General features: G+C 61.6%; 11 protein-coding genes. 9 read left to right on the forward strand and 2 right to left on the reverse strand.

The genetic code is table 11. The features are described 5' to 3' along the window. Nucleotides 1-183, reverse strand: coding sequence for a hypothetical protein (locus ACEW8N_RS08040; RefSeq protein ID WP_373499288.1), 183 nt, complete (start codon nucleotides 181-183; stop codon nucleotides 1-3). Between the two features lie 57 nt (nucleotides 184-240). Continuing rightward, complete coding sequence (ubiE, locus tag ACEW8N_RS08045; RefSeq protein WP_373499289.1) at nucleotides 241-1,002, reverse strand: bifunctional demethylmenaquinone methyltransferase/2-methoxy-6-polyprenyl-1,4-benzoquinol methylase UbiE; 762 nt, start codon at nucleotides 1,000-1,002, stop codon at nucleotides 241-243. A gap of 433 nt (nucleotides 1,003-1,435) precedes the next feature. Here ubiE and ACEW8N_RS08050 point away from each other — a divergent pair, with 433 nt between their 5' ends. The 9 genes from ACEW8N_RS08050 to ACEW8N_RS08090 all read left to right on the forward strand — a co-directional run bounded on the left by ACEW8N_RS08050 (nucleotide 1,436) and on the right by ACEW8N_RS08090 (nucleotide 10,976). Further along, the gene (locus ACEW8N_RS08050) at nucleotides 1,436-4,393 is read left to right on the forward strand and encodes a molybdopterin dinucleotide binding domain-containing protein (RefSeq protein WP_373499290.1); all 2,958 of its coding nucleotides are present in this window, start codon (nucleotides 1,436-1,438) and stop codon (nucleotides 4,391-4,393) included. 4 nt (nucleotides 4,394-4,397) lie between these two features. Beyond that, a complete protein-coding gene (gene nrfD / locus ACEW8N_RS08055; RefSeq protein WP_373499291.1) occupies nucleotides 4,398-5,714 on the forward strand; it encodes an NrfD/PsrC family molybdoenzyme membrane anchor subunit in 1,317 nt (438 codons plus the stop codon). Then, nucleotides 5,704-6,249: a DUF3341 domain-containing protein gene (locus tag ACEW8N_RS08060; RefSeq protein ID WP_373499292.1), complete on the forward strand. Its 546-nt coding sequence runs from the start codon at nucleotides 5,704-5,706 to the stop codon at nucleotides 6,247-6,249. The genes nrfD and ACEW8N_RS08060 overlap by 11 nt, the downstream gene beginning before the upstream one ends. A gap of 81 nt (nucleotides 6,250-6,330) precedes the next feature. Continuing rightward, nucleotides 6,331-7,536 (forward strand): hypothetical protein, encoded by a 1,206-nt coding sequence (locus tag ACEW8N_RS08065; RefSeq protein ID WP_373499293.1) that lies wholly within the window; start codon nucleotides 6,331-6,333, stop codon nucleotides 7,534-7,536. Beyond that, nucleotides 7,536-8,087, forward strand: a complete 552-nt coding sequence (locus ACEW8N_RS08070; RefSeq protein ID WP_373499294.1) for a cytochrome c3 family protein — start codon at nucleotides 7,536-7,538, stop codon at nucleotides 8,085-8,087. The genes ACEW8N_RS08065 and ACEW8N_RS08070 overlap by 1 nt, the downstream gene beginning before the upstream one ends. Nucleotides 8,088-8,104: 17 nt before the next feature. Beyond that, complete coding sequence (locus ACEW8N_RS08075) at nucleotides 8,105-9,478, forward strand: cbb3-type cytochrome c oxidase subunit I (protein ID WP_373499295.1); 1,374 nt, start codon at nucleotides 8,105-8,107, stop codon at nucleotides 9,476-9,478. After that, nucleotides 9,475-10,416 carry a cbb3-type cytochrome c oxidase subunit II gene (locus ACEW8N_RS08080; protein WP_373499296.1) on the forward strand — a complete coding sequence of 314 codons (942 nt, stop codon included), beginning with the start codon at nucleotides 9,475-9,477 and terminating at the stop codon, nucleotides 10,414-10,416. Before ACEW8N_RS08075 ends, ACEW8N_RS08080 begins: the two co-directional genes overlap by 4 nt. A 10-nt stretch (nucleotides 10,417-10,426) precedes the next feature. Beyond that, entirely contained in the window at nucleotides 10,427-10,690 is a 264-nt protein-coding gene (ccoS, locus tag ACEW8N_RS08085; RefSeq protein ID WP_373499297.1) for a cbb3-type cytochrome oxidase assembly protein CcoS, read from the forward strand. A 10-nt stretch (nucleotides 10,691-10,700) separates the two neighbouring features. Next, a complete protein-coding gene (locus ACEW8N_RS08090) occupies nucleotides 10,701-10,976 on the forward strand; it encodes a hypothetical protein (RefSeq protein ID WP_373499298.1) in 276 nt (91 codons plus the stop codon).

Genomic DNA, 10,976 nt, shown 5'->3' on the forward strand with positions numbered 1-10,976 from the left:
TCAGAAATCCTCCCCCGACAGCTTCCGGAAGATATGCTGTTCGGTCATGAACGGGTTGGCGGCGGCCTGCCTGAAGACCCAGGCGATTCTTTCCGTTTCCGCGTCCGTGAGGCCGTGCTCCGAGGCCAGGGCCGCCAGGCGGGCCAAAAACAGCTCTTCTATGAGCGCCATGGTTGCCGTCATTCGGGTGCCCTCATCCGGCGGGCCGGCGTGTTTCCTGTCGGCTGATGGCCCATCCGTTTACTCCTTCACGCCGCGATGAATCACGGCGACGCCGTTGGTCAGCCTCCAGTGTTCGACCCGGGTGAAGCCGATGGTCGAAAGCAGGCGGGCCAGCTCCGCCGGGGGCGGAAACAGCCGGATCGATTCGGGAAGATAGGTGTAGGCCTGCCGGGAGCCTGTCAGGCGTTCGCCCAGCCACGGCATGACGTGAAAGGAGTACCGGTCGTAGAGCCATCGGAAGAAAGGCGCAACGGGCCGGGAGAATTCAAGGCAGACCATCCGGCCGCCAGGCCGGAGGACCCGGTGCATCTCCCGGAACCCCGCCGCCATGTCGGTGAGGTTGCGCATCCCGAACCCCACGACCGCCGCATCGAAGGTGTTCTCCGCGAGGGCCATCTGTTCGGCGTCGCCCTGCAGGAAACGGATCCGGCGGCGCAGCGCGGCGTGGGTTCTCTTCCGCCGGCCGGCCCTCATCATTTCCCGGTTGATGTCGTAGAGGACGACACTGCCGCCGGGCATGACCCGCTTGAGGGCCGAGACGGCGAGATCCCCGGTGCCGCCGCAGACGTCCAGGACGGCATTCCCCGGTCTCAGGTCAAGGAGCCTGACGGCGCGCTGCTTCCAGAGGTAGTGAATGCCTGCGCTGAGCAGGGTGTTCATGAGATCGTAGCGGGAGGCGACCGTATCGAACTGATGCCGGACCCAGCGGGATTTTTCGTTCCGCGCGATCCGTCGGTATCCGATATGGGTGGTCTCTTCGGGAGCCGGGGGCGCTGCCATGGCGTCTTTTTCCAGTTTTATGCGATGTCTTCTTTGTGGTGGATTCAGTTCCATCCGGGATGAATGCACTATAGCCCAGAAACAGTCCGGGCGCAAACCTTCTTCCGCACTCCCGGGGGATTTACCGGCGCCTGCCTGCCGAGGTAAGGGTCTGAATAGGGATAAGATCCTTCTTGACACATTCCGGTCATATTTGTTAACTCTTGAATCCTATCGTCAGTGCGGCTGGACGGCCGCATGCCAAGCACGTCAACCAGACGCATCAACAAAAAGCATAATGAAGCACGGAATGAATGCCCGAAAATTTCGCGGTTTGATTTCGGTATCGAAACCGGACGCGGGAAACGGTCATGTGAACCGAATCCCGGCATCGGACACATAGGGCATTCCAGACACTTATTTGCATTTGCTCATTGCGTGGGGAGCGCTATTCATGGATCGCCGAACATTCCTGAAGATGGCCGGTATCGGCAGCCTGTCCGTTGCTGTCGGCTGCACAGGCAACGAAGACAAACACCTCTACTCCCTCGTTCATGCGCCGGACAATATGGTCACCGGGAAGCCCAGTTGGTATGCCTCCACCTGCCGGGAGTGTCCCGCCGGATGCGGCGTCATCGCCAAAAACCGCGAGGGGAGGGTGATCAAGGTCGAAGGGAACCCGCTTCATCCGGTCAATCAGGGGAAGCTCTGCATGCGCGGGCAGGCGGCGCTCCAGGGAATCTACAGCCCCGATCGGATCCGGACGCCCCTCATCAACACCGACGGCGGGTGGCAGCCGATCTCCTGGAAGGAGGCCGAAAAGCTGGTTCGGGAGCGGCTTTCAGGGGCGGTTTCCGCCGGCGGGCAGAACGTTTTTCTTCTCTCCGAGGTCGTGGGCGACACGACGCTGGCCGCCATGAATCGTTTTCTCAGTGCCATGAACGCCGGCCCGCCGGTGCTGTTCGAGCCTTTTGCCTACGAGGCCCTGAAAGCAGCCAACGCCATGACCTTCGGCCTGAACGGCCTGTGCGGCTACCGCATCGACGAAGCGGATGTCCTGGTCGGGTTCGGCGCCGACTTCCTGGAAACCTGGCTGTCGCCCGTGGAATATGCCCGAAAGTTTAAGATGATGCACGGTTACCGGGACGGCCGGAAAGGCCTCTTCATCCATGTGGGGCCCTACCTCTCCGTAACGGCGGCCAATGCGGACCAATGGATTCCCGCGGCATGCGGCGCCGGGGCCGCCGTCGCGCTGGGGTGCGTCCGCGAGGCCCTGGCGGCCGGAAAGGGAGACCGGCTGCCCCCGGATATCCGGAAGGCCATCGACAGGGCATCGGCCCCCTTCACCGTCGAAGCGGTCTGCGTGACCGCCGGGGTGGATCCGGAGGCATACCGTATGATGGTGGAGCGTCTCCTGGGCGCCGAACGGCCGCTGGTGCTGGGTCAGGGCGTCGGCGCCGGGTCCCGGGAGGGCCTTGAAACCAACCTTGCCGTCAACCTGCTCAACCTCGTGCTCGACCCGGACCTGTCGCGGTTCGATTTTTCCCGCAGGCCCCGGGTGGAGATCGCCTCGGGGCGCGCCGAGGTCTACGGCCTCTTCAACGCGCTGGCAAAGCGGGAGAGCGCCGTAGTGCTGCTCAACAACGTCAACCCCGTCTTCTCGCTGCCGGCATCGGCCGGGGTCCGGGAGGTCCTGGCGCGGCCCTCGCTCTTTGTCGTGAGCGTCAGCAATTTCATGGACGACACCTCGGCCCTGGCGGATCTCATCCTGCCGGTCCGCCTGCCGCTGGAGCGCTGGGGCGAATATGCCGGGCTGCGCGGGGTGGCTTCGACCCTGCAGCCGGCCATGGGAAAACTGACGGATTCTCCGGACCTCTGCGACCTGCTCACCCGCATTGAAACCTCCGGGAGCCGGCCCGCCAGCCTTTCGCGTAAAGAAACCTTCGAGCGGCTGCGCGAGTCCGGAACGGTCGACGGCGACCTGGACTGGGTGGAGGTTGTCCGGCGGGGCGGCATTTTCGATTCGACGCCGGAGGAGCCGCCCTTCACCTGGAAATTTTCCTTCGAGGCCGTCAAACGCCTCGCGAAGCTCGATTTCGGCCCTGAAAAGCAAGACGGGGCGCTTCAGTTCATCGCCGCGCCCTCCCTTCGCTTTTTCGACGGACGGGGCGGCAACAAGTCCTGGCTGGCCGAACATCCCGATCCCGTCACCATGGTGGCGTGGCAGACGCCGGTCTGGATCCACCCCGACACCATGGCCGGGAAGGGCATTCCCGCCGGAGAACTCGTCGATATTGAGTCGGCGTGGGGGAAGGTGACGGCCCCGGCCTACCCCTATGACGGCATCCGGCCCGACGTGGTGGTCATGACCACCGGGCAGGGTCACGAGGCTTTCGGCCGCTACGCCAAGGGAAACGGCGCCAACCCCTTCAGGCTCCTTCCGGCCGAGACCGACCCGGTCTCCGGCGGGCCGGCCTTCCGGGCGGACGGGGTGGCCGTCGCCGCTCTCGGAAAGCGGACGGTCCTGGCCAACACCGACGGCAGCAAATTTCAGCACGGACGGAAGATCGCCCTCACCGTCGGCCTGAACGACCTCCACGGCAAGGCCGACCACGGCCGTCATGCCGCGGGGTTTGCGATGCACGATTTCCCCATGAACCTGCCGCTGCCCGAGGGGTACGACCCGCACCTGGACGTCTATCCGCCCCATGAGCACCGGGACGACTACCGGTGGGGCATGGTGGTGGATCTCGACCGCTGCATCGGGTGCGGGGCCTGCTCCGTGGCCTGCTACGCGGAGAACAACATCGGCGTGGTCGGCGAAAAGCGGATCGTCGAGGGACGCGAGATGTCGTGGATCCGCATCGAGCGGTACCACGATCCCCAGCACATGGAAAAGGTGATCTTCCTGCCCATGATGTGCCAGCACTGCGACAACGCGCCGTGCGAATCGGTCTGCCCGGTCTATGCCCCCCATCACGGGCATGAGGGCCTCAACAACCAGATCTATAACCGGTGTATCGGGACCCGGTACTGCTCCCAGAACTGCCCCTACAAGGTCCGGCGGTTCAACTGGTTCGAGTGGGACCGGCCCCGTCCGCTCCACCTCCAGCTCAACCCCGACGTGACGGTCCGCATGCGGGGCGTGATGGAAAAATGCTCCTTCTGCGTCCAGCGGATCAAGGAAGCCCACGGATGGGCCAAAAACGAGAACCGCCGGATCCGGGACGGGGAGATGGTGCCGGCCTGCGTTCAGACCTGCCCGACCGACGCCCTGGTTTTCGGAAACCTCGCCGACAAAGAAAGCCGGGTCCGGAAAATGACCGACGATCCCCGCGCCTATCAGGTCATGGGATACCTGAATACGAAACCCGCCGTCATATATCTCAAAAAAGTCGTCCAGGAGATCTGATCCTATGTCGAACCTTACCCCGGCCAAAATCGATAGCATCGTTCTGGATACCCTGAGCCCGCCGCCCCGGCTCTATTGGGGGATTGTATCAGCGCTGATTCTCGGCACGGTTTTCGGGCTCTGTTGCTGGATCTACCAGATCTACGTCGGCATCGGCGTCGGCGGTCAGAACAACCCGGTCGGATGGGGGACCTACCTCGTCAACTTCGTCTTCTGGGTGGGCATCGCCCATTCCGGCACCCTGATTTCGGCCATCCTCTATCTCTTCCGTGCCGGGTGGCGGAATCCCATCGCCCGGGCCGCGGAAACCATGACCGTTTTCGCGGTCTGCACGGCGGGGCTTTTTCCCCTGATTCACCTGGGCCGCGTCTGGCTGGTCTACTACATGCTGCCCTATCCCAACCAGCGGAACCTCTGGCCCAATTTCACCTCGCCCCTCATGTTCGACGTCGTCGCCATCAGCACCTACCTGACGGTCAGCGCCCTTTTCTGGTATACGGGCATGATCCCGGACCTCGCGACGATCCGGGACCGGGCCTCCGGGTTCCGGAAACAGATCTACACCCTTCTCTCCTTCGGCTGGACGGGGAAATTCGAGCAGTGGCGGCATTACGTCCGGGGGTACCTCTTCTTTGCGGCCCTGGCGACCCCGCTGGTCATCTCGGTCCACAGCGTGGTTTCGTGGGATTTCGGCCTGGGCATCGTCCCCGGCTGGCACAGCACCATCTTCGCCCCGTATTTCGTTGCGGGCGCCATTCATTCGGGGCTCGCCATGGTTCTGACCCTCATGATTCCCCTCCGGAGCATCTTCCGCTACGAGGAACTCATCACCATCGAGGTCCTCGAGAACGTGGCCAAGACCATCATCCTCACCGGGTTTATCGTGGGATACGCCTATGCCTTCGAGATCTTCATCGCCTGGTACAGCTTCAACCCGGTGGAGCAGGAGGCCTTCCGGTGGCGGATCTTCGGGGATTACAGCCTGGAATTCTGGATCATGACCGTCTGCAACTGCGTCGTCCCGCTGTTTTTTTTCTTCAAAAAGGTGCGCACCAGCCTGAAGTATCTCTTCGCCATCTCGATCCTGATCAACGTCGGCATGTGGTACGAGCGGTTCGTGATCATCATCGGCGGCCCGGCCCACGACTTCATCCCCCATTCCTGGGGACTTTACAGCCCGAAATTCATCGAACTGGGGATCATGTTCGGCACTTTCTGCATGTTTTTTCTGCTCTTCATCCTTTTTGTGAAGCATATGCCCTCCGTTTCCATGACGGAGATGAAAGAAGCCCTCAACACAGGAGACGGCGATGTCCACTGACCGATACGTCATGGGGCTGTTTGCGAAGGAGAGTGCCGTGATATCGGCCATCGGCGCCCTGGAATCCTCGCCCTGGAAGCTCGTGAGAGTCCACGGCCCCTATCCGAGCCATCCGATCCTGCACGCGCTCAAGTTTAAGAAAAGCAAGGTCGGCTATTTCACCCTGGCCGGTGGGATCACCGGTTTTTTCACCGGGTATGCGCTTTCCATTTACTCCTCGGTGCAGTGGAACCTGATCGTCAGCGGGAAGCCGGTCGTGGCTCTCATCCCGTTTTTCGTCGTGGGATACGAGATGACCATCCTCTTCGGCATCCTGGGGACGGTCCTGGGCATCTTGCTGAGCGCCCGGATCCCCGAGTTCAAGAGCCTGAAAGAGGTCTACGATCCGCGCTGCTCCGGGGATCGCTTCGGCGTGGTCGTTCGTTGCGAGGCCGGGAGGGAAGGGGACCTCGATGCGTTTCTGGCGGACCTGGGGGCCGAGACCCGCCGCTTCGAAACCCCGGAGGGGATCGGCGCCGCGATCGACAAGGCGTAAGCTTGACTCGCGCGGAAGGCAGAGAACATGGCGCGGATTGAACATGACGACACGGCAACCAGCCGGTTGCAGAGGAACGGTATGACGCTACTCAAAACGAATATGTCGAAACGGCCGTTCGGGGCCATCCTGACCATCCTTGTCTGTGCGGGCTTCGGCAGTTTTCTGATCCTCCTGGGGTTCAAGCAGGATGCCAGGGCATGGCAGGTCTATCTGGTCAACGTTCTCTTCTGGTCCGCGCTGGCCCAGGGGGCGCTGCTTTTTTCCATGATCATGCATGTCACCAAGGCCCGGTGGAGCGGGGCCCTGCAGAATCTTTCGGAGGCCTTCGCGGCCTTTTTTCCCGTCTCCTTCGTCCTCTTTGTGCTGCTCTATGCCGGGCGGAGCCATCTTTTCCCCTGGCTGGGACAGGACCTCCACGGCAAGGAGGTGTGGCTCAATGTGCCGTTTCTGATGACGCGGGACCTGGTCGGACTGCTTCTTCTCTACGGCCTGGGTACTGCCTACGTGTTCCATGCCTTCCGCTGCAAGACATGGTCCCGGGCGGGCGCCGGGCGGGTCCGCGCCGCCCTGGACCGCTTTCTGGCCCAGCCGGCGGACCCGTCGGCCTGCCGGGGCCGCATGACGACCCTGGCCGTCCTCTACATGCTCACCTACGCCGTCGTGCTGTCCCTGATTTCCGTCGACTGGATCATGAGCATGGACCCCCATTTCATCTCCACCCTCTTCGGCGGCTATTTCTTCATCAAGGCCTTCTACATCGGCATGGGGGGGGTGATCATTTTGGCCTCCATCCTTTATCTTGCCTACGGAGAGGAGACCCGGCTCAACGATTCCCATTTCCACGACATCGGGAAGCTTTTTTTCGCCTTCTGCGTCGTCTGGGCCTATTTCCTCTACGCCCAGGTCATGGTGATCTGGTACGGCAACATCCCGGAGGAAACCCATTACCTGATCGAGCGGTTCAAGTATCAATCCTGGAAGCTGGCCTTCATCTTCGTTTTCGTGGTCTCCTTCATGGTCCCTTTTTTCACGCTGCTCAACCAGAGAGCCAAGGTCAAGCCGGCGGTCATGCTGGTGCTCTGCTCCCTGGCGCTCACGGGCATCTGGGTGGAGAACCTGGTCATGGTCGGCCCGCCCCTGCGCTTTGACACCGGCGCTCTGCCGCTCCGGATTTTCGACGTGCTGATCAGCCTGGGTTTCCTGGGCCTGGCGGCCGGGGCCGTTGCGACTCTCCTGAAGCTGTTCCCGGAACTTTTTCTGAATTACGGAGAAAAGACAAACTGATGAAATGGATTGAAACGATACGGAACGTTTTCAGAGCGGTCCGGGACAATCGGGTGCCGATTTTCTGGATCGGGTCCCTGTCTCTCCTGACGGCGGGCTTCCTCTTCCTGTTTTATGCCTCGCCCGCCACCGACATCGGCCCGGAGCAGCCGATTCCCTTCAGCCATCGGCTCCATTCCGGCGTCAAGGCCATCGACTGCAAGTTCTGCCACCCCTATGTGGCCAGGTCCCGGCACCCCGGGCTGCCGCCGGTGGAGAAATGCCTCTACTGCCACGCCTATATCATTGCCGGCCACCCCCAGATCCTGAAAGAGCATGGGTACTACGAGACGGAAACTCCCACGCCCTGGGTCAAGGCCAATTTCCTTCCCGAACATGTTCTGTTCAACCACCAGCGGCACATCAAAAAGAATTTCGTGTGCGCCGAGTGCCACGACCAGGTGGAGACCATGGACCGCATCAAGGGGAAGCGCTTCAAGATGGGCTTCTGCGTCCAGTGCCATCAGAAGAATCAAGGGCCCCTGGACTGCTGGCTGACGTGTCACAGCTAATCGAGAGGACGATCGATATGGTTCCGTTTTCCGCTGTTCTGCCCGAAAAAAATCAGACCTCCCTCCTGTTCATCATGACATCTGCATTCTGGATGGCGGTGGCCACCTTCATCGGTCTACTGGCCGCGACGGAGCTGATCGCGCCGGATCTCACCCGGGGCATGGGATGGCTTGTCTTCGGGCGCCTCCGGCCCATCCACGTCAATCTGGTCCTGTTCGGGTTCGTCACGCCGGGGCTGCTGGGCGCCGCCTTCTACTACCTTCCCCGGCTGCTGAAAACCGAGATTTTCAGCGAGCGGCTGGGCATCCTGACGGTCGTCCTCTGGAACCTGACGGTGCTGGCCGGCGGTCTGACCCTGGCTGCGGGATTCAGCCAGGGCCGGGAATACGCGGAGTTCATCTGGCCGGTCGACATGATGGTGGTGGCCGTGTTCGGCATGCTCTTTTACAATTTCGTGATGACCGTCAAACAGCGCCGGGAGAAAACCCTCTATGTTTCGGTGTGGTACGCCAACGCGGCGATCATTCTGACGGGGCTCACCTTCGCCTTGGGGAACGTGGTCTGGCGCCCGACCTCCGGCGCGCTCACCGGCATTCCGGACGCCATCCTGCTATGGTTCTACGGACACAATATCTTCGGCCTCCTGCTGACGCCGCTCGCGGCCGGGGTGGCCTATTACGTCATTCCCAGGGCATGCCGCGCCCCCCTCTACAGCCATACCCTTTCCCTCCTGGGGTTCTGGTCGCTCATCATCGTCTACACCCATGTGGGGACCCACCACCTGCTCCAGGTGCCGGTGCCCACCTGGCTCAAGGTCATCGGGGTCGTGGACAGCGTCGGCATGGTCATCCCGGTCATGGCCTTTCTGATCAACATCTGGTACACGGCCAGGGGGCGCCTGGGGGAGGTTCACGCCGACGTCTCGGCGAAATTCGTTTTCACGGGCACCATCATGTACTTTTTCGTGAGCATCCAGGGATCCATGATGGCCCTTCCCGATGTCCAGCGGGTCACCCATTTCAACAACTGGGTGGTCGGGCACGCCCACATCGGGGTCCTGGGGTTCGCCGGCATGATCGCCCTGGGCGGCATCTACTATGTCCTGCCCAGGGTGCTGGACCGGCCCCTCTACAGCCGGTTCCTGGCCGACCTTCAATACTGGCTGGTGCTGATCGGCGTGACCGGGTTCACGGTGGTGCTGACCATTGTCGGACTGATCCAGGGGCAGGCCTGGCTGAACGGGGAGACAGTCTACCGGGTTCTGCCCGAAATTCATGTCTATTACGTCGTCCGGGCCGCTCTCGGGGCGATGATATTCACCGGTGCCCTGATCGGTTTGTATAACGTCCTGCGAACCCTGTTTTTCAATACCGGAGAAGCTGCATCATGAAGATGACCCCACGAGTCGTTCTCATCGGTTCCGTCGCCATACTCTTCACCATCGTCCTGATCATGGTGGTGACCCCCTATTTCACGGTGACCCGGGAGCCGTCGGAGATCTTCCGGACCCGCTCGGAGATTGAGGCCGCAGGCCGCAGGATCTACATCGCCAACGGCTGCGTCTATTGCCACAGCCAGTCCATCCGCGCCTTCGACTGGGACATGGGGGCCGAGCGGATCGCCCAGGCCGGGGATTATGTCGCCGATCATCCGATTCTGCTGGGTTCCCAGCGCACCGGTCCGGATCTCTCCCAGGAGGGCGGGGAGCACCCCGACGACTGGCACGTGGCCCACTTCATGAATCCCCGGTCGACCCGTCCCCTCTCCATCATGCCCCGGTTCGATTACCTGGGGCCAAAGGATATCGACATCCTGACCACCTATGCCCAGAGCCTCGGGCTCAAGGAGGCGGACGACCGGATGGCGCGGCAGCGGGAATGGAAAGAGAAACTCATCGCCGCCTACGAGGCCGGCCCGGAGAAGAACACCGAATTCCTCCACGCACAGGTTCCCGAGGGGTGGCGCAGCATCCCCAATCCTTACCCTACGAGCCCAGCGGGGCTCGCCCGGGGCCACAAGATCTACCAGGATTTCTGCATCGGGTGCCACGGCCCGGTGGGGGACGGCATGGGGCCGGCCCAGCCCTACATCTACCCCCCGCCGTTCAATTTCACCATCCTCAAGGACCGCGGGATCTCGGGCGGGATTCTCTACTACCAGATCATGAACGGCATCACCGGGTCGGCCATGCCGTATTTCAAGAAAGACCTGGAATCCGAAAAGATCTGGGAGGTGGGCAACTATGTCGCAGTCTACTTCATCAATCAGAGCGACGCCAATGCACCGCCCCGGGGCATCGACGCATCCTATGAGCCCAAGGCCCCGTAAGGAGGGACCCATGTATTTTCCATATTTCATCGCCTATATCGCGCTGGGATTTTTGATCACCATACCCGTCTTTCTGTGGGCGCTGAAAAGCGGCCAGTTCAAAGACCAGCAGCGGGCCCGGTTCCTGCCCCTGGAGGATGACGCCGACACGCCGGTCGTCCGGGCATCCCGGATCAGCCGGTATGAGATCGGCGCCCTGGTTTTTCTCGCCGTGAGCGGACTGATCACCAGCGCGAGCATCGTCGTCTTCGCCCTTTTCTCCGCGGGGCGGTAAAGGAGGTTCCATGCGATTATTCGAACTCTTGAGTTTTCAGCACATCATGCTTTACTTGTTTCCGGCGCTGATATTCATCGTTGTGTTTGCCCTGTTTCTGGGATTCAGTCATTTCCGGGGGAAGGACTCGGAAAAACAAGTCCATGAGATCATCGAACGCTTTCCGGACGGCATCGAAGGCCGCAACGCGCCGTTTCCCATGGCCATGACGCTGACCATCGCCGGAACCCTGGTCTGGGGATTTCTCTATATCTGGTTCACCGGGATATTGGGGGTAAAGATCTGA

Origin of the sequence: Desulfococcus sp. (genome assembly GCF_041737845.1) — a bacterium.
GTDB lineage: Bacteria > Desulfobacterota > Desulfobacteria > Desulfobacterales > Desulfococcaceae > Desulfococcus.